Origin of the sequence: Pseudomonas reidholzensis (assembly GCF_900536025.1) — a bacterium.
Classification (GTDB): Bacteria; Pseudomonadota; Gammaproteobacteria; order Pseudomonadales; family Pseudomonadaceae; genus Aquipseudomonas; species Aquipseudomonas reidholzensis.
In genome coordinates, this window is record NZ_UNOZ01000029.1 from 46,060 (window position 1) to 64,423 (window position 18,364).

The 18,364-nt window shown below is 65.0% G+C and carries 17 protein-coding genes; 8 read left to right on the plus strand and 9 right to left on the minus strand.

What is annotated here, in order from left to right; translation table 11 throughout:
• Positions 1 to 126 precede the first annotated feature (126 nt).
• The gene (gene ydiJ / locus CCOS865_RS19025; RefSeq protein WP_119143664.1) at positions 127 to 3,147 is read right to left on the minus strand and encodes a D-2-hydroxyglutarate dehydrogenase YdiJ; all 3,021 of its coding nucleotides are present in this window, start codon (positions 3,145 to 3,147) and stop codon (positions 127 to 129) included.
• 151 nt (positions 3,148 to 3,298) lie between these two features.
• On the opposite strand from ydiJ, the gene CCOS865_RS19030 reads away from it, so the two are divergent.
• The gene (locus tag CCOS865_RS19030) at positions 3,299 to 4,183 is read left to right on the plus strand and encodes a LysR substrate-binding domain-containing protein (RefSeq protein ID WP_119143666.1); all 885 of its coding nucleotides are present in this window, start codon (positions 3,299 to 3,301) and stop codon (positions 4,181 to 4,183) included.
• Between the two features lie 133 nt (positions 4,184 to 4,316).
• Here the strand turns inward: CCOS865_RS19030 and CCOS865_RS19035 are convergent, their stop codons facing one another.
• The 6 genes from CCOS865_RS19035 to CCOS865_RS19060 all read right to left on the minus strand — a co-directional run bounded on the left by CCOS865_RS19035 (position 4,317) and on the right by CCOS865_RS19060 (position 10,852).
• Positions 4,317 to 5,735 carry an amino acid permease gene (locus tag CCOS865_RS19035; RefSeq protein ID WP_167469079.1) on the minus strand — a complete coding sequence of 473 codons (1,419 nt, stop codon included), beginning with the start codon at positions 5,733 to 5,735 and terminating at the stop codon, positions 4,317 to 4,319.
• A 708-nt stretch (positions 5,736 to 6,443) separates the two neighbouring features.
• The gene (rluB, locus tag CCOS865_RS19040) at positions 6,444 to 7,559 is read right to left on the minus strand and encodes a 23S rRNA pseudouridine(2605) synthase RluB (RefSeq protein WP_119143670.1); all 1,116 of its coding nucleotides are present in this window, start codon (positions 7,557 to 7,559) and stop codon (positions 6,444 to 6,446) included.
• 158 nt (positions 7,560 to 7,717) lie between these two features.
• On the minus strand, positions 7,718 to 8,503 hold the full coding sequence (gene scpB, locus CCOS865_RS19045) for an SMC-Scp complex subunit ScpB (protein ID WP_119143672.1): 786 nt from the start codon (positions 8,501 to 8,503) through the stop codon (positions 7,718 to 7,720).
• A gap of 21 nt (positions 8,504 to 8,524) precedes the next feature.
• Positions 8,525 to 9,238 (minus strand): segregation and condensation protein A, encoded by a 714-nt coding sequence (locus CCOS865_RS19050; RefSeq protein ID WP_167469081.1) that lies wholly within the window; start codon positions 9,236 to 9,238, stop codon positions 8,525 to 8,527.
• A 110-nt stretch (positions 9,239 to 9,348) separates the two neighbouring features.
• Positions 9,349 to 9,978, minus strand: a complete 630-nt coding sequence (locus CCOS865_RS19055) for an L-threonylcarbamoyladenylate synthase (RefSeq protein ID WP_119143866.1) — start codon at positions 9,976 to 9,978, stop codon at positions 9,349 to 9,351.
• A gap of 13 nt (positions 9,979 to 9,991) precedes the next feature.
• Entirely contained in the window at positions 9,992 to 10,852 is an 861-nt protein-coding gene (locus CCOS865_RS19060) for a PHP domain-containing protein (protein ID WP_119143674.1), read from the minus strand.
• Positions 10,853 to 10,919: 67 nt separating this feature from the next.
• On the opposite strand from CCOS865_RS19060, the gene CCOS865_RS19065 reads away from it, so the two are divergent.
• The 6 genes from CCOS865_RS19065 to CCOS865_RS19090 all read left to right on the plus strand — a co-directional run bounded on the left by CCOS865_RS19065 (position 10,920) and on the right by CCOS865_RS19090 (position 14,988).
• Positions 10,920 to 11,516, plus strand: a complete 597-nt coding sequence (locus tag CCOS865_RS19065; protein ID WP_119143676.1) for a septation protein A — start codon at positions 10,920 to 10,922, stop codon at positions 11,514 to 11,516.
• A gap of 1 nt (position 11,517) precedes the next feature.
• Positions 11,518 to 11,817 carry a YciI family protein gene (locus CCOS865_RS19070; protein ID WP_119143678.1) on the plus strand — a complete coding sequence of 100 codons (300 nt, stop codon included), beginning with the start codon at positions 11,518 to 11,520 and terminating at the stop codon, positions 11,815 to 11,817.
• 82 nt (positions 11,818 to 11,899) lie between these two features.
• Complete coding sequence (locus CCOS865_RS19075) at positions 11,900 to 12,286, plus strand: SH3 domain-containing protein (protein WP_119143680.1); 387 nt, start codon at positions 11,900 to 11,902, stop codon at positions 12,284 to 12,286.
• A gap of 7 nt (positions 12,287 to 12,293) precedes the next feature.
• Complete coding sequence (locus CCOS865_RS19080) at positions 12,294 to 12,971, plus strand: response regulator transcription factor (protein WP_119143682.1); 678 nt, start codon at positions 12,294 to 12,296, stop codon at positions 12,969 to 12,971.
• Between the two features lie 196 nt (positions 12,972 to 13,167).
• Positions 13,168 to 13,584: a Spy/CpxP family protein refolding chaperone gene (locus CCOS865_RS19085; protein ID WP_119143683.1), complete on the plus strand. Its 417-nt coding sequence runs from the start codon at positions 13,168 to 13,170 to the stop codon at positions 13,582 to 13,584.
• 12 nt (positions 13,585 to 13,596) lie between these two features.
• Positions 13,597 to 14,988, plus strand: coding sequence for a sensor histidine kinase (locus CCOS865_RS19090; RefSeq protein WP_119143684.1), 1,392 nt, complete (start codon positions 13,597 to 13,599; stop codon positions 14,986 to 14,988).
• A gap of 148 nt (positions 14,989 to 15,136) precedes the next feature.
• Here the strand turns inward: CCOS865_RS19090 and CCOS865_RS19095 are convergent, their stop codons facing one another.
• A complete protein-coding gene (locus CCOS865_RS19095; protein ID WP_119143685.1) occupies positions 15,137 to 15,691 on the minus strand; it encodes a nitroreductase family protein in 555 nt (184 codons plus the stop codon).
• A 147-nt stretch (positions 15,692 to 15,838) separates the two neighbouring features.
• Here CCOS865_RS19095 and CCOS865_RS19100 point away from each other — a divergent pair, with 147 nt between their 5' ends.
• Positions 15,839 to 17,293 (plus strand): TrkH family potassium uptake protein, encoded by a 1,455-nt coding sequence (locus CCOS865_RS19100; RefSeq protein WP_119143686.1) that lies wholly within the window; start codon positions 15,839 to 15,841, stop codon positions 17,291 to 17,293.
• Here the strand turns inward: CCOS865_RS19100 and CCOS865_RS19105 are convergent.
• A complete protein-coding gene (locus tag CCOS865_RS19105) occupies positions 17,250 to 18,305 on the minus strand; it encodes an AraC family transcriptional regulator (protein ID WP_119143687.1) in 1,056 nt (351 codons plus the stop codon). The two genes, CCOS865_RS19100 and CCOS865_RS19105, sit on opposite strands and share 44 nt — an antisense overlap.
• Between the last annotated feature and the right edge of the window lie 59 nt (positions 18,306 to 18,364).

The following is an 18,364-nucleotide window of genomic DNA, read 5'->3' on the forward strand; positions in this document are numbered from 1 at the left end:
GCTTTTCGCGGGTAAACCCGCTCCCACAGGGATCTGAGCTAACCCTAGGATTCGGACATTGCAGGGATCCTGTGGGAGCGGGTTTACCCGCGAAGAGGCCGGCACAGCCGACCTCTACCTGGCTGACTAGCGCTGGGCGAACTGCAACACCACTTCCAGCGGATGGCGCATCTGTCGATCCGCCAGACGCTTGACCTGGCTGCGGCACGAATAGCCGGTCGCCAACGCTTCGCCTTCCTTGTCCAGCTTGGTCGCCCACGACTGCTCGAAGATGGTCCGCGAGGTCTCCTGGTTGCGCGCCTCGTGGCCATAGGTGCCCGACATGCCGCAGCAACCGGTGGCCTCGGTGACCAGCTTGAGCCCCATCCGCGCGAACACCTGCTCCCACTGACGGGTACTGGCCGGCACGTTGGTCTTCTCGGTGCAGTGCGCCATCAAGCGGTAATTGCCGGGGTTGGCCGCCGCCTGCTCAGGCAGCACGTCGATCAGCCACTCCTGCGGCAACAGCACCTTCGGACAATCCTCCAGCCCCGGCACCTTCTGGTACTCCTGGCGATAGACCAAGGTCATCGCCGGGTCCAGGCCTACCAACGGCACGCCGCAGTCGGCCAGGGCCTTGAGCTGGCTGCCATTGCGAATCGCCGCCTTGGCGAAGGCCCCCAGGAAGCCCTGCACGTGCAGCGGCTTGCCGTTGGCGCTGTAGGGCGCGAGGAACACCCGATGCCCAAGGCGATGGGCCAGCTCGATGAACGACGCCAGCAGCGGCGTCTCGAAGTAGCGGGTGAAGGCATCCTGGACCAGCACGATACTGCGCTCGCGCTGGGCCGGGGTCAGCTCGCGCAGCGCCGGCACACTGGCCACGCCGACGCGGCAGCGGGTCAAGGTGGCCTGGAAGTTGAAGCGGCTGATCAGCGGGCTGTCGACCATGCCGATCTTGTCCGCCAGCAGCGTGCTCACCCACTTAGAGCCCATCACCGCGTTGTACAACCCCGGCGCATGCGCCAGGTACGGGATGCTGAACTCCAGCGAGCCGATCAGGTAGTCGCGCAGCGGGCGCTGATAGCGGCCGTGGTAGAGCTCGAGGAAGCGCGAGCGGAAGTCCGGCACATTGACCTTGATCGGGCACTGCCCCGCGCAGGACTTGCACGCCAGGCAGCCAGCCATGGCGTCATACACTTCATGGGAGAAGTCGGCCTGCCCCTGCTGCTGCGCACGGTTGTTGCGCAGCCGCGTTGGCAGCCCCTTGAGCCAGGACACCTTGCTGCGCGCTGCGGCCAGCACGTCGATGTCCGCCGCACCCTGCAGGCGCAGCCATTCGCGGATCAGCGAGGCGCGGCCCTTGGGCGAATGCTGACGCTCGCGGGTGGCCTTCCACGACGGGCACATGGCGTCGTTGGGGTCGTAGTTGTAGCAGGCACCGTTGCCGTTGCAGTGCACAGCGCTGCCAAAGCTTTGCCAGACACGCTCATCAATGGTCCGGTCGAGGTCGCCGCGCAGGGTCACGCCATCGACCTTGGTCAGGCCTTCAGCGCTGTCCGGCGGGGTGCAGATCTTGCCGGGGTTGAGCTGGTTGTGCGGGTCGAACGCGCCTTTGAGGCGCTGCAGTGCCGGGTACAGCGCGCCGAAGTAGTCCGGCACGTACTCCGAGCGCAGGCCCTTGCCGTGCTCGCCCCAAAGCAAGCCACCGTAGCGCTGGGTCAGCGCCGCGACCGCATCGGAGATCGGCTTGACCAGCGCGGCCTGGGCCGGGTCCTTCATGTCCAGCGCCGGGCGCACGTGCAGCACGCCGGCATCGACGTGGCCGAACATGCCGTAGGCCAGGCCATAGCTGTCGAGCAGCGCGCGGAAGTCGGCGATGTAGTCGGCCAACTGCTCCGGCGGTACTGCGGTGTCTTCGACGAAGGGTTGCGGACGCACCTCACCTTCGACGTTACCGAGCAGGCCCACCGAGCGCTTGCGCATGGTGTACACCCGCGTCACCGCTTCCGAGCCCTCGGCCAGGGTGTGCCCGATTCGCTCGACGCCCTGGTCGCTCTGCAGGTGCTCGATGAACGCCTGCACCCGCGCATTGACCTCGCCCGGCTCGTCGCCGCAGAACTCGATCAGGTTGATGCCCAGGGTCGGTCGCTCGGCGTCGGCCGGGAAGTACTCGGCGACGCTGTGCCAGACGATGTCCTTCATCGCCAGCATGAGCACCTTGGAGTCGACCGTCTCGATCGACAGCGGCTTGTGCGCCATCAGTGCGTTGGCGTCGCGCAGGGCGTCCATGAAGCTGGTGTAGCGGACGTTGACCAGCACGGCGTACTTGGGGATCGGCAGCACGTTGAGCTTGGCCTCGACCACATAGCCCAGCGAGCCTTCGGCGCCGCACAGCACGCTGTTGAGGTTGAAGCGGCCCTGCTCGTCGCGCAGGTGCGCGAGGTCGTAGCCGGTCAGGCAGCGGTTGAGCTTGGGGAAGGTGCTTTCGATCAGCTCAGCCTGGGTTTCCTGGATCTCGCGGGCGATGCGATAAACCTCGCCGGCACGGCCAGGCGCGGCGCAGGCCTGCTCCAGCGCGGCAGCATCGATCGGCAGGGTGTGCAGGCGTTCGCCACCGAGCAGCACGCTGTGCAGCTCGAGCACGTGGTCGCGGGTCTTGCCGTAAGTGCAACTGCCCTGGCCACTGGCGTCGGTGTTGATCATGCCGCCAACGGTGGCGCGGTTGGAGGTCGACAGCTCGGGCGCAAAGAACAGCCCGTGAGGCTTGAGCGCGGCGTTGAGCTGGTCCTTGACCACGCCGGCCTGAACCCGCACCCAACGCTCCTCGAGATTGATCTCGAGGATGTTGTTCATGTGCCGCGACAGGTCGACGACGATGCCGTCGGTCAGCGACTGGCCGTTGGTGCCGGTACCGCCGCCACGCGGGGTCAGGCGGATCTGCTGGAAGCGCGGGTCGTTCATCAGCGCGGCGACCTTGGCGACATCGTCGGCATCCAGCGGGAACACCGCCGCCTGGGGCAGGCGCTGGTAGATCGAGTTGTCGGTGGCGAGCACGGTACGGGTCGCGTAGTCGGCGCTGATCTGGCCACGGAAGCCGCTGCCACGCAGGGCTTCGAGGAATTCCGGGTAATTGACGGCAGGTGCGCTGGTAGACAGCTGGGCGATCATCGTTGGATGGCCTCTTGATATGGGCTGATTCACGGTAAACCTGTCATCCCGGCATGAGTGCTGCTGGCAGGGATGACGAATGTGCCAATGTTCCTGTACTTTCCAGCCAGGGGCAAATGGATATTCCTGCCGCTATTGATGAGCTTTATGAATGAATTACCGCCACCTGACGCCTTCGATGTCGTTGCTGCTGGCTTTCGAGGCCGCGGCACGTCATGAAAGCTACACCCGCGCCGCCGCCGAGCTGTCGCTGACCCAGAGCGCGGTCAGCCGCCAGGTGCAGGCGCTGGAGCAGCAACTGGGCCTGACCCTGTTCCGCCGCGAGGGCCGCCAGGTGCAGCTGACCGACGTCGGGCGGCTGTACCAGGGCGAGCTGAGCGAGGCGCTCGGGCGCATCCGCAGCGCGACCTTGCAGGCGCTGGCCTATCAGTCCGGGGTCGGCACCTTGCGCCTGGCCACCCTGCCGACCTTTGGCTCGAAATGGCTGCTGCCGCGCCTGCACGCTTTTTACGGCGCGCACCCAGGGATGCTGGTGCACATTCATTCACGCATCGAAGCGATCAACTTCGACACCAGCGAGATCGACGCGGCGATCGGCGTCGCCAGCCACGACCTGCCGGGGCTGATCTGCCATCGCCTGCATGCCGAGGAGCTGGTGGTGATCCTGCCGCCGGACGCCGCTGGCGATGCACAGGGCTGGAGCCCGGCGCGGGTCAGTGGCGAGATGCTGCTCAACGTGGCGAACAACCCGCATGCCTGGGGCGAGTGGTTTTCCCACCATGGCCTGGCCCACCGGTCGATGCGCCTGGGCCCTAGCTTCGAACTGACGTCGCACCTGATCCAGGCGGTCCGGGCGGGGATCGGCATCGGCCTGGTGCCGCGGATCCTGGTCGAGGAGGAGCTGGCCAAGGGCGAGTTGTTCAGCCCAGGCCTGGCCATCGCCAGCCAGCGCAGTTACTACCTGATCTACCCGCCGCGCAACGAGGCACTGCCATCGTTGCGGGCGTTTCGCAGCTGGCTGCTGGAGCAGATCTGAGCCTTGTCGGGCCGTAGCGGTTAATCACGCTAAACCCTGTAGGAGCGGGTTTACCCGCGAAGAGGCCCGGCCAGACAACAAAAAACCCGATGCCAGGTCGCCGGCATCGGGTTTCAGATGACTCGATCAGCGCTTACTTGGCGATCGACTGCTCAGCGCCATTGCCCTGAGCGGCACGCTTGCTCTTGAGCGCATAGGCCACGTACATCACCACCAGCCACACCGGGATCGCGTACACCGAGATCTGGATCCCCGGGATCATCAGCATGATGCCCAGGATCAACACCACGAAGGCCAGCACCACGTAGTTGCCGTAGGGGTACCACAGCGCCTTGAACAGCGGCTGCTGACCGGTACGGTCGAGGTGCTGACGGAACTTCAGGTGCGAGTAGCTGATCATCGCCCAGTTGATCACCAGCGCCGCAACCACCAGCGACATCAGCAATTCCAGGGCATGCTGCGGCATGAAGTAGTTGAGCAGTACGGCAACCAGTGTCACCGCCGCCGAGACCAGGATCGAGCGCACCGGCACGCCGCGCTTGTCGATCTTGGCCAGGCCGGCCGGCGCATCACCCTGCTGGGCCATGCCGTAGAGCATGCGCGCGTTGCAGTAGGTGCCGCTGTTGTACACCGACAGCGCTGCAGTGAGCACCACGAAGTTCAGCAGGTGGGCGGCCACGTCGCTGCCGAGCAGCGAGAACACCTGGACGAACGGGCTGCTGCCGTAGCTGCCGCCCGAGGCATCGATGCTGGCGACCAGGGTGTCCCATGGGGTCAGCGACAGCAGGATCACCAGCGCACCGATGTAGAAGATCAGGATGCGGTAGATGACCTGGTTGATCGCCTTGGGGATCACGGTCTTCGGCTTGTCGGCCTCGGCGGCGGTGAAGCCGAGCATTTCCAGGCCGCCAAAGGAGAACATGATGATCGCCAACGCCATCACCAGGCCGCTGACGCCATTCGGGAAGAAGCCGCCATGCGCCCACAGGTTGGTCACTGTGGCTTCAGGGCCGCCGCTGCCGCTGGTCAGCAGGTAGGCACCCAGGCCGATCATGCCGACGATCGCGGCGACCTTGATGATCGCGAACCAGAACTCGGCCTCGCCGAAGACTTTGACGTTCATCAGGTTGATGGCGTTGATCAGCAGGAAGAACGCCGCAGCGGTGACCCAGGTCGGGATCTCCGGCCACCAGTAGTGGACGTACTTGCCCACCGCAGAGAGCTCCGACATGCCCACCAGGATGTACAGCACCCAGCAGTTCCAGCCCGACAGGAAGCCGGCGAAACCGCCCCAGTACTTGTGGGCAAAGTGGCTGAAGGAGCCGGCCACCGGCTCCTCGACGATCATCTCACCCAGCTGGCGCATGATCATGAAGGCGATGAAGCCACAGATCGCGTAGCCGAGGATCATCGACGGACCGGCAGACTTCATCACCCCGGCCGAACCCAGGAACAAGCCGGTACCAATCGCGCCACCCAGCGCGATCAGCTGGATATGGCGGTTTTTCAGGCCCCGCTTGAGCTCGCCTGACTGCATTTCTTGTCCACTCATGAACAGAGTCACCTGCTTGTTTTTATCTGTGACGGAATCGGACCCACCGCGCTCGTGGCGCAGCGGAATGGGCAAGGTGGTTACCTTGGATTTTTCCTCGACTCGGGGGACGCGGCGGGCAGCAAAATGCCCTGGACGGTCAACCGGGAGTCAGCAGGAGTGCGCGGTACGCAAGGGGGTCACAGGTAAAACGCGGCGCATTGTATACCCTCGCGAGCGCGCAGGGGTCAACGCGTTGCGTCATTTCCTGTAGGAAAAGCGCACCGGGCCTGTGGTAATTGCCTGATAAGGCGGAGTGATCGGCGTACATAGCGCCTCCATTTGTTGTTCTAAGAACCGGGCTCTGCGGCCTGGTCATGCACACGGCATGGGCGCTATATCAGCGTGTGGCGGGGGCTTGGGCAATAGGGGGGAGCCGCTGGCAACCGCTCTGGCACGAGGGATTCGGCAACTTTTGTTTACAGTTCAATGCCTAGCCAGCCAAACCCGCCAAAATCGTAAATATTGCGTTACAAGGTGGATAGAAAGTTTGCCACACAAAGCCGGGGCCGCTTCGCAGCCCTTTCGCGACACAAGGCCGCTCCCACATAAGGGCGCCGTCCCTGTGGGAGCGGCCTTGTGTCGCGAAAGGGTCGCGAAGCGGCCCCAAAATCTCGCAGGCACAAAAAAGCCAGCCCGAAGGCTGGCTCTTTACTGCAAACGACCGGATCAGCCGCGTGGCTTGCCGCGACCGCCACCAGCGGGTTTGCCACCCGCAGGTCGGCCACCAGCAGGCTTGCCGCCAGTCGGGCGACCGCCCTCAGGCTTGTTGGTGCGCTTGCGCATGTCGCTCGGACGCTCGGCAACGGTGCTGCCGCTCGGGCGGGCGCCCTTGCGTGCCGTGTTGTCTTCGCGCGGCTGACGCGCCGGGCGTTCGGCCTGGCCTTCCTGCGCCGGGCGCAGGTCGCGCACGCGCTCGCCACGGCCCAGCGGACGGCTGGACTTGCGCTGCATGCGCTCCATCTTGTCCTTGGCCTTGAGGTTCAAGGTCGGCAGCGCTACCGGCTGCAGGCCCACTTCAGCGGCAAGGATGTCGATTTCGTACTGGCTCATTTCGCGCCAGCGGCCCATCGGCAGGTCGGAGTTGAGGAACACCGGGCCGAAACGCACGCGCTTCAGGCGGCTGACGATCACGCCCTGGGACTCCCACAGGCGACGCACCTCACGGTTGCGACCTTCCATCACCACGCAGTGGTACCAGTGGTTGAAGCCTTCGCCGCCTGGCGCCTTCTGGATGTCGGTGAACTTCGCCGGGCCATCTTCGAGGACCACGCCCGCCTTGAGGCGGTCGACCATTTCGTCGTCGACTTCACCACGCACACGCACGGCGTATTCGCGGTCCATCTCGTAGGACGGGTGCATCAGGCGGTTGGCCAGCTCACCGTCGGTGGTGAACAGCAGCAGACCGGTGGTGTTGATGTCGAGGCGACCGATGTTGATCCAGCGGCCTTCTTTCGGGCGCGGCAGGCGGTCGAACACGGTCGGGCGGCCTTCCGGGTCGTCACGGGTGCAGATCTCACCGTCGGGCTTGTTGTACATGATCACCCGGCGGGTGGCCTCGGAGGCCTCCACACGCTTGATCAGCTTGCCGTCGACGGAAATCGCGTCGTGCAGGTCGACACGCTGGCCCAAGGTGGCGGCAACGCCGTTGACCTTGATGCGGCCTTGGCTGATCCACGCCTCGACATCACGGCGCGAACCCACGCCGATACGGGCGAGGACTTTCTGCAGCTTTTCGCCGGATGGAGGGATTGGTTGGGGATCTAGCAGGTCTTTGTCACTCATCTGGGCACCTCCCGGTGTAAGAATGAAATGCGGGTTCTGGCAACGAATGGGCCAGAGGGGCGCGCATCATACGCGCTTCGCTGGGCGAACGCACTGGAGAGTAGCGGGTTTTGTGCCTACAGCCGGGATTTGCGCCAAGCGGTCGCTTTTCGAGCGGGTCAGGACTTTGGCTCGGGCTCATCTTCAACCGGAGATTCTGCCTCGAGATCCTGCGGTTCTTCACGCAGGTCTTCGAAATCGATCTTGAGCCCCTCCTCCATCGCATCGAGTTCTACCAGCAAACTACGGAAGCTGGTTTCCTCGACGGGCTCGCCCGCCTCGGCCTCTTCTTCACCCAGGCTGGCATCCGCCAGGGCCTGCAGGTGCGCCGGCACCGGCGCCTCATCAGGGTCGACCATCGGCTCGGGCTCCATCTCCCGTAGCTCGGCCAAGGCCGGCAACTCGTCGAGGCTCTTGAGGTTGAAATGATCGAGAAACGCCTTGGTCGTGGCAAACATCGCCGGCCGCCCAGGCACCTCGCGGTAGCCCACGATACGAATCCACTCGCGTTCCATGAGGGTCTTGATGATGTTGGTGTTGACCGCCACCCCACGCACATCCTCGATCTCGCCGCGGGTGATCGGCTGGCGATAGGCGATCAGCGCCATGGTCTCGAGCAACGCACGCGAGTACCGCTGCGGACGCTCTTCCCACAGCCGGCCCACCCACGGCGCATAGGTTTCGCGAATCTGCAGGCGGTAGCCGTTGGCCACCTCCTTCAGCTCGAAGGCGCGGCCGTTACAGGACTTGGCCAGCACCTCAAGGGCCTTCTTGAACACGGCAGGCGCAGGGCGCTCGGCCTCTTCCAGCAGTTCGTAAAGACGTTCCAGGGATTGCGGCTTGCCCGAGGCCAGCAGAAACGCCTCGATCAGCGACGCCAGGTCACGCGGCTCATTCAGGTTCATGGGTCTTCAGGTCTGCTTGCTTCACTCGGTCCGGGCGCGGACGTGGATCGGGGCGAAAGGCTCATTCTGCACCAGTTCGATGAGCGATTCCTTCACCAGTTCGAGAATCGCCATGAAGGTGACCACCACGCCAAGCTTGCCTTCCTCGGCCGTGAACAGCTCGACGAAGGGCACGAAGGCCCCGCCCTTGAGGCGTTCGAGCACATCGCTCATGCGCTCGCGGGTCGACAGCGTCTCGCGGGTGATCTGGTGGCTCTCGAACAGGTCGTTGCGGCGCATGACCTCGGCCATCGACAGCAGCACCTCTTCCAGGCTGACCTGCGGCAGCAGCTTGCGCACCTTGGCCTGCGGCGCCTCGAGCTGAGGGATGACGACGTCACGGCCCACCCGCGGCAGCTGGTCGATGCCCTCGGCGGCGGCCTTGAAGCGCTCGTACTCCTGCAGGCGGCGGATCAGCTCGGCGCGGGGGTCGCCCTCCTCCTCCTCGATCTCGCTGGAGCGCGGCAACAGCATGCGCGACTTGATCTCGGCGAGCATCGCGGCCATCAGCAGGTATTCGGCGGCCAGCTCCAGGCGCACCGACTTCATCAGCTCGACGTAGGACATGTACTGGCGGGTGATTTCCGCCACCGGGATGTCGAGGATGTCGATGTTCTGTTTGCGGATCAGGTACAGCAGCAGGTCGAGCGGCCCCTCGAAGGCTTCGAGGATCACTTCGAGGGCGTCCGGCGGGATGTACAGGTCCAGCGGCAGCTCGTTGAACGCTTCGCCATAGACCAGCGCCAGCTGCAATTGCTGCGGTGCGTCGATTTCGCTGAGGGGCGGCTCGGCCTCGATCAGCTGGCTCACGCGTTGACCATGAAGGGCGCGGGGTCACCGCAGCCGACCCGGATCACCTCCGGCTCGTCGCCGGCCAGGTTGATCACGGTGGACGCCTTGAGGTCGCCGAAGCCGCCGTCGATGATCAGGTCGACGTGATGCTCCAGGGCCTGGCGGATCTCGTACGGGTCTGTCATCGGCTCGTCGTCGCCCGGCATGATCAGGCTGACGCTCATCAGCGGCTCGCCGAGCTCTTCGAGCAGGGCCAGCACGATCGGGTTGGACGGCACGCGCAGGCCGATGGTGCGGCGCTTCTCGTGCATCAGCAGCCGCGGCACTTCGCGGGTGGCGTTGAGGATGAAGGTGTACGGGCCCGGGACATGCGCCTTGAGCAAGCGAAAGGTGCCGGTGTCGATCTTGGCGAACAGGCCCATCTGCGACAGGTCGCAGCACAGCAGGGTGAAGTTGTGGTGCTTGTCCAGTTGGCGCAGGCGGCGCACGCGCTCGATGGCCGTCTTGTCACCGATCTGGCAGCCCATTGCGTAGGCCGAATCGGTCGGGTAGACCACCACGCCGCCCTTGCGGATGATTTCAACGGCCTGTTTGATCAGGCGCGCTTGCGGGTTTTCCGCATGAATCTGGAAAAATTGGCTCACGAAGTCGTCCTGTTCATAACGCCATAGGCTGTTCATGCTTGAATCGGCGCCACAGAGGTGGCAGGTCCTCGGGCAATGGCCGGTAGGCACCGATCTCGCCCCAGGTGCCGGGGCCGTGGAAGTCACTGCCAGCGCTTGCCAGCAGGCCGAATTCACGGGTGAGGATGGACATCGTGCCCACCTGCTCGGCGGGCATCATGCCATTGACCACTTCAAGGGCTTGCCCACCTGCCTGAATATAGTCGGCAATCAGCCGTCTGCGCTTGCTGCGGGTCAGATCGTAGTGCATCGGATGCGCCAGGCTGACCCAGGCATGCGACTGGCGCAGGGTCGCCACGGTGTCCTCGAGGGTCGGCCAGTGCAGCTTGACGTCGCCCAGCTTGCCGGCGCCCAGCCACTTGCGAAACGCCTCGCCGCGGTCCTTGACGTGCCCGGCACGCACCAGGTACTCGGCAAAATGCGGCCGCGCCGGGGCGTTGCCGCTGTCGCCCAGCTCCTGCTGCACCGCGCGCGCGCCCTCGAGGGTGGCGGGCATGCCCTTGGCCGCCAGGCGCCGGTCGATTTCTTCGGCACGCAGCCAGCGGCCCTGGTGCAACGCCTCGATCGCCTTCAGCAACGGGGGGGCATCGAGGGGGAAATCGTAACCCAATATGTGGATGGTGGCGCCGCCCCAGGTGCACGACAACTCCACCCCGCTGACCCAGTGCATACCCCGTTCCAGGCAGGCCTGGCGGGCCTCTGGCAGGCCTTCGAGGGTGTCGTGGTCGGTCAGCGACAGGGTCTGCACGCCGTGCTCATGGGCGCGGGCGACCAGAATCGAAGGCGCCAGGGCGCCGTCGGAGGCCGTGCTGTGACAGTGCAGATCAACATTCATGGAGGAGCGCTACCGCTGGAATCGATGTTTGATATTATGCCGTCACATCCCGCTTCTGGCTGCCACTGTGAAACAATTCATCGATTTCATCCCGCTGCTGCTGTTTTTCATCGTCTACAAGCTCGACCCGCGCCCGCTGGAATTCGCCGGCCAGAGCTTCGAACTGGGCGGTATCTACAGCGCCACCGCGGTGTTGATTGCAAGCTCGCTGGCAGTCTATGGCGCCCTGTTCATCCGCCAGCGCAAGCTCGAGAAAGGCCAGTGGCTGACCCTCGTGGCGTGCCTGCTGTTCGGCGGCCTGACCTTGGCGTTCCACAGTGAGACCTTTCTCAAATGGAAGGCGCCGGTGGTCAACTGGCTGTTCGCCATCGCCTTTGCCGGCAGCCACTTCATCGGCGACCGGGTGCTGATCAAGCGCATCATGGGCCACGCACTGACCCTGCCGGATGCCATCTGGGCGCGGCTCAACCTGGCCTGGATCTGCTTCTTCCTGATCTGCGGTGCGGCCAACCTGTTCGTCGCCTTCACCTTCCAGAGCTTCTGGGTCGACTTCAAGGTGTTCGGCAGCCTGGGCATGACCGTGATCTTCCTGGTCGCCCAGGGCGTCTACCTGTCGCGCCACCTGCACGACAGCGATCCCACTACCCCCAAGACCGAGGATTGACATGCTTTACGCCATTATCGCCAGCGACGTCGCCAACTCCCTGGAAAAACGCCTGGCCGCACGCCCCGCGCACATCGAACGCCTGCAGCAGCTCAAGGCCGAGGGCCGCGTTGTCCTGGCCGGCCCGCACCCGGCCGTCGACAGCAATGACCCGGGCGAGGCTGGCTTCAGCGGCAGCCTGATCGTCGCCGAGTTCGACTCCCTGGCCGCCGCACAGGCGTGGGCCGATGCCGATCCGTACATTGCCGCAGGCGTGTACGAGCAGGTCGTGGTCAAGCCGTTCAAGCAAGTCCTGCCATAACCGACGGGCGCCAGTGCCGGCCGCTCATCTAATCCGACGAGCGGCCGACAACCTCCTGAATCGTTAACTATCAGGAGTTCCAATGCGCCAAGGTCCGATGTCCCTGCTGCTTTGTCTGCTGTTGCTGAGCCCGTTGAGCCATGCCGAACAGACCTTGTCGCTGGCCGCCGGCGCCCAGATCACCGAGCTGCAACAACGCCTCGAGGCGAGTGAAAAGCAGCGTGCCGCGCTGGCCGAGCAATTGCAAACAGCCAGCCGCGAGCAGGACGGTGCGCAGCTCGAACGCCTGCGCCAGGACAACCAGCGCCTGAAGCTGGCGATCAGCCAATTGCAGGCCAATACCCCCCAATCGCCGATCACCGACCAACAATTATGGTTTCTGATTGGTTCAGCCGTTGCACTGTTCTCGGTACTCTGCGGTATCTTTGCCAGTGGCGGACACAGAAGACGCCGTCAATGGTTGAATTGAGTGAGTCATGAGCGAGCTGTTACTGATTGATGATGACCAGGAACTCTGCGAGCTGCTCGGCAGCTGGCTGACCCAGGAAGGGTTCGTGGTACGTGCCTGCCACGACGGCCAGAGCGCACGCCTGGCCTTGGCCCAGAGTGCCCCGGCGGCCGTGGTGCTGGACGTGATGCTGCCCGATGGCAGCGGCCTGGAGCTGCTCAAGCAGCTGCGCACCGAACACACCGAACTGCCCGTGCTGATGCTTTCGGCCCGCGGCGAGCCGCTGGACCGCATTCTCGGCCTCGAGCTGGGTGCCGACGATTACCTGGCCAAGCCATGCGACCCGCGCGAGCTGACCGCCCGCCTGCGCGCGGTCCTGCGCCGAAGCCACCCGGCGGCCATCAGCAGCCAGGTCGAGATCGGCGACCTGGCGTTCAGCCCCGCGCGTGGGGTGGTCAATGTCGAGGGTCGCGAAATGACCCTGACCCTGTCCGAGAGCCGTATTCTCGAGGCCCTGCTGCGCCAGCCCGGCGACCCGCTGGACAAACAGGAGCTGGCGCAGATCGCCCTTGGCCGCAAGCTGACCCTGTACGACCGCAGCCTGGACATGCATGTCAGCAACCTGCGCAAGAAGGTCGGCCCGCACCCCGACGGCAGGCCGCGGATCGTTGCCCTGCGCAGCCGCGGTTACTACTACAGCCTTTGAGCGGCAAGCTTCGAGCTTCAAGCTGCAAGATTAAGGCAGCCCGCGTGCTGACTTGGTTTCTTGCAGCTTGAAACTCAAAACTTGCAGCTGCTCCTTTGTCTTTACCCAGCCTTTACGCACACCTGACTGCGCTTGACCTTGATCTCCCTAAACTGGGCACATCCGGTAAACACCGGCCCATGAGAGGAGAGACAACATGCGCAAGACCCTGATCGCCCTGATGTTCGCCGCTGCCCTGCCAACCGTTGCCATGGCCATGCCTGATGGCGGCCCACGTCACGACGGCCCTCGTCACCGCGGCGACGCGCCTTTCGCCCAGCTGGACCTGACCCACGAGCAACGCCAGCAGATCGGCAAGCTCAAGGGCGCAGACATGAAGGCCGACCGCGACATCACCAAGCGCTACCTGGACAAACTGCCTGCGGCCGAGCAAAAAGCCATGAAGGACGAGCTCAAGGCTCGCCACGACAAGACCGACGGCGAAATCCGCGCACTGCTCAAGCCTGAACAGCAGAAGCAATTCGACGAGCATCTGAAGAAACGCGCCGAGCGCCAGGCCGAATGGAACGAGTTCCAGGCCTGGAAGGCTGCCAAAGCCGGCAAGGCCCAGTAAGCTGTCACCCCGATGCCCGGCCCGCCCTCCAGCGGGCCGGGTTTTTCCCGTTTGTTGGAGGTGCTCGTCTTGCGTTCATTGTTCTGGCGCATCCTGGCCAGTTTCTGGCTTGCCATCACCCTGGTCGCCGGCCTGTCGATCCTGCTTGGCCATATGCTCAACCAGGACAACTGGATCCTCAGCCGCCACCCGGGCCTGAACACCCTGGCCAGCCGCTGGGCCGAGCATTACGAACAGGAGGGGCTGGAGGCTTCGCAACGTTTCCTGGAGCGCCGCAAGCAGCGCTTCAAGGTCGATGTGCAGGTGCTCAACGATGCCGGCGATGCCGTGGTGCCGGGCACCTTCCCGCGGCGAGCCGCCGATTTCGAGGCCCGCCAGCACAACGACCAGCGCCGCCTGCCGTGGCGCCGGCTGACCACCGAATACACCAGCCCGACCACGGGCGAGACCTACCTGCTGATCTACCGCATCCCCCACCCGGAACTCGACTCCTGGCACCGCGAGAGCCTGCTCTGGCCGTTGAGTGCGCTGGGCATCGCGCTGGTGGTGCTGACCTTGTTCAGCCTGCTGGTGACGCTGTCGATCACCCGCCCGCTGAGCCGCCTGCGCGGTGCGGTGCACGACCTCGGCCAGACCAGCTACCAGCAGAACAGCCTGGCCCAGCTGGCTGGCCGGCGGGATGAATTTGGCGTGCTGGCCAACGACTTCAACAAGATGGGCGCGCGCCTGCAGAGCCTGATCGGCAGCCAGCGCCAGTTGCTGCGCGATGTGTCGCACGAACTGCGCTCACCGCTGGCCCGGCTGCGCATCGCCCTGGCGCTGGCCGAGCGCGCCGAGCCTGAGCAACGCCAGGCCCTGTGGCCACGGCTGACCCGTGAGTGCGACCGGTTGGAAGACCTGATCAGCGAAATCCTCGCCCTGGCGCGGGTCGACGCGGAACAGGCGCTGGCCGAGCCGGTCGACGTCAATGCTCTGCTCGGCAGCGTGCGCAAGGATGCCCTGCTCAGCGCACCCGACCAGGAGATCCGCCTGGAGGCCGCGCCGGGTCTGACCCTGCAGGGCTGGCCGACGCTGGTCGAGCGGGCCGTGGATAACCTGGTGCGCAATGCCCTGCGCTTCAGCCCGCCGGGGCAGCCGATCGAGATCAGTGCGGGGCTGGAGCACGAGCGCGTGGTGGTGACGGTGCGTGACCACGGCAAGGGCGTGGCGGCGGAGTACCTGACACAGCTGGGCGAGCCGTTCTTCCGTGCGCCGGGTCAGGACGCGGCAGGGCATGGGCTGGGCCTGGCGATTGCTCGCCGGGCGGCCGAGCGCCATGGCGGCAGCCTGACGCTGGCCAATCATCCGCAGGGTGGGTTCGTTGCGCGGCTGGAGTTTCCAGTGACAGCGGTGGTGGGCAGCTGACAACTGCTGTGGGCCAAAGGGCCTCTTCGCGGGGCAAGTCGCATCGGCGCACCGCCGCTCCCACAGGGATAGCGCTGACCTCGGGCACGGCGCGGTCCCTGTGGGAGCGGGTTTACCCGCGAAGGGCCGCACAGCGGCCCCCGAACACTTATTCCCAGACGCGAACGAAGTCGGCGGTTTCCAGGATGGGTGCAGTGCGCGGCTCGTTCACCGGCGTACCGACATACAGGTACCCAATCAACTCTTCGTTGGCCTCAAGCCCCAGCCCCTGATGCACATGCGCATCAAACGCCAGATCACCGGTACGCCACACCGCGCCGATCCCTTGCGCATGCGCGGCGATCAGGATGCCATGCGCCGCGCAGCCGGCCGCCAGCAGTTGTTCGGACTTGGGCACCTTGAAGTGGTCCTGCAAGCGCGCGATCACCACGATCAGCAAGGGTGCCCGCAGGGGCATGGCGCGGGCCTTGTCCAGGGCCGCCTGGCTGGCATCGCCCTTGTTGGCGACTGCTGCGGCAAACAGCTCACCGAGTTTGTCCCGGGCCGCGCCCTCGACGGTGAGGAAGCGCCAAGGGCGCAGCTGACCATGGTCCGGTGCGCGCAACGCGGCCTGGAACAGTGCCTCGCGCTGGGCGGCATTGGGCGCCGGGTCGGTCAGGCGTGGTACGGATACACGGTTGAGCAATGCGTCGAGAGCCTCCATCGGCTACCCTCCTGGCAGATCAAAAGTGCCGTCATTCTGCACTATTGACGCCGCCGCGACACACCCCAGGCTCGATCCAATGCGTTTACTTCACCCGACGCACAGGTAGAATGGCGCCCCTTCCGTTTTCGAGTCAGAGCAGATCACATGGCGTTGCCGACCTTAAGGATCATTGGTTTCATCATCGGCATCTTCCTGATCACCCTGGCGGTCAGCATGGTCGTGCCCATGGCCACCCTGGTGATCTTCGAACGCACCGGCGACATGCCGTCGTTTCTCTGGTCGAGCCTGATCACCTTTATTGCCGGCTTGGCACTGGTCATCCCCGGGCGCCCCGAACACGTCCACCTGCGCCCGCGTGACATGTACCTGCTGACCGTCAGCAGCTGGCTGGTGGTGTGCGTGTTCGCCGCCCTGCCGTTCCTGCTGACCCAGCACATCAGCTACACCAACGCCTTCTTCGAAAGCATGTCGGGCATCACCGCCACCGGCGCCACGGTGCTCAGCGGCCTGGACAGCATGTCGCCGGGGATCCTCATGTGGCGCTCGATGCTGCACTGGCTCGGCGGCATCGGCTTTATCGCCATGGCGGTGGCGATCCTGCCACTGTTGCGCATCGGCGGCATGCGGCTGTTCCAGACCGAGTCGTCGGACCGCTCCGAAAAAGTCATGCCGCGCTCGCACATGGTCGCCAAGTCGATCGTGCTGGTGTACGTCGGCATCACCTTTATCGGCAGCCTGGCGTTCTGGTGGGCCGGCATGAGCCCGTTCGATGCGATCAACCACGCCATGTCGGCGATCTCCACCGGCGGCTTCTCGACCTCCGACCAGTCCCTGGCCAAGTGGGACATCCCGGCGGTGCACTGGGTCGCGGTGGTGGTGATGATCTTCGGCAGCATGCCCTTCACCCTGTACGTCGCGACCTTGCGCGGCAACCGCCGGGCGCTGCTCAGGGACCAGCAGGTGCAGGGTTTGCTCGGCATGCTGGTGACGACCTGGCTGGTGCTCGGCACCTGGTACTGGGCGACCACCGAGCTGCACTGGCTGGACGCCCTGCGCCACGTCGCGCTGAACGTCACGTCGGTGGTCACCACCACCGGCTTCGCCCTGGGCGACTACAGCCTGTGGGGCAACTTCTCGTTGATGCTGTTCTTCTACCTGGGCTTTGTCGGCGGCTGCTCGGGCTCGACCGCGGGCGGGATCAAGATCTTCCGCTTCCAGGTGGCCTATATCCTCCTCAAGGCCAGCCTCAACCAGCTGATCCACCCACGCGCGGTGATCAAGCAGAAGTACAACGGCCACCGCCTCGATGAAGAGATCGTGCGCTCGATCCTGACCTTCTCGTTCTTCTTCGCCATCACCATCTGCGTGATCGCCCTGCTGCTGTCGCTGCTCGGGGTCGACTGGATGACTGCCCTGACCGGCGCCGCCGGCACCGTATCGGGCGTTGGCCCGGGCCTGGGCGAGGTGATCGGCCCGGCCGGCAACTACGCGACCCTGCCGGACGCCGCCAAGTGGATCCTGGCCGGCGGCATGCTGCTCGGCCGGCTGGAGATCATCACGGTACTGGTGTTGTGCATGCCGGCGTTCTGGCGTCACTGAGTGGCTCACCGCCCAGCCGCGAGCGGTACTCGCTGGGGGTAGCGTCGAACCAGCGGCGGAACGCCCGGTAGAAGTTGCTCGGGTCGGCGAAGCCCAGCAGGTAGGCGGTTTCCAGCAGGGTCATGCCGGGCTGCGCGAGGTACTGCTCGGCCAGCTCGCGACGGGTGTCGTCGAGCAGGCTCTGAAAGCTCGTGCCCTCCTCCTGCAAGCGCCGCTGCAAGGTGCGCTGGGACAGGTGCAGGGCCTGGGCGACGGTCTCGCGCTTGGGCTCGCCCTGCGGCAGGATGCGGCACAGCACCTGACGCACCCGATGGGTTACCCGGCTTTCCGAGAAGCGCGCCAGGTATTCACCGGCAAAACGGTCGTGAAGGATCGCCATCGCCTCGTTGGCGGTGGGCAGCGGCGCTTCCATGTCGGCCCGCTCGAACACCAGTGCATCATGCGGCGCGTCGAACACCAACGGTGAATGGAAGGCGACCTTGTAGGGCTCGATATTCTTCGGCTGCGGGCCCTGGATCAGCACCCGCCGTGGCTGGATCGGGCGGCCGCTGAGCCAGGTGCACAGCGACAGCGCGCAGGCCAGCGAGGCCTCGGCGCTATGACGGGTGGGGGGCAGGTGATCACCGTGCACGGTGAGGCCCAGCGAGTAGCCTTCAGGCCCGAGCCGAAAGCTCAGGTCGGAACTCTCGGCAATGATCCGCTGGTAGCGCACCAGGCGTTCGAAGCCTTCGGCCAGGGTGCGGCTGGACATCAAGGCGTAGCCGACCACATGAAACGATGCCGGGCGCACCACCCGGGCCATGTTCAGGCCAATCGCTTCGTTGCCCGACAGCTCGACCGCCAGCTGCCAGAGCCGGGTCATCGAGTCCTGCGGAAAGCGTGCATCGGGGTCGTCGAGGGCAGTGAAGTCCAGCCCCAGTTGCTTGAACATGACACGGCAATCGAGCCCTTCCAGCTCAAGCGCCTTGACGATCCCTGATGCCCAGCTGGCTGATGTGGTTCTTTCGCTCATGACTGGCTTCTTGTGCTGACCGCTCCTGCGGTGAATGCCAAGGATACTCAAATGGCGCT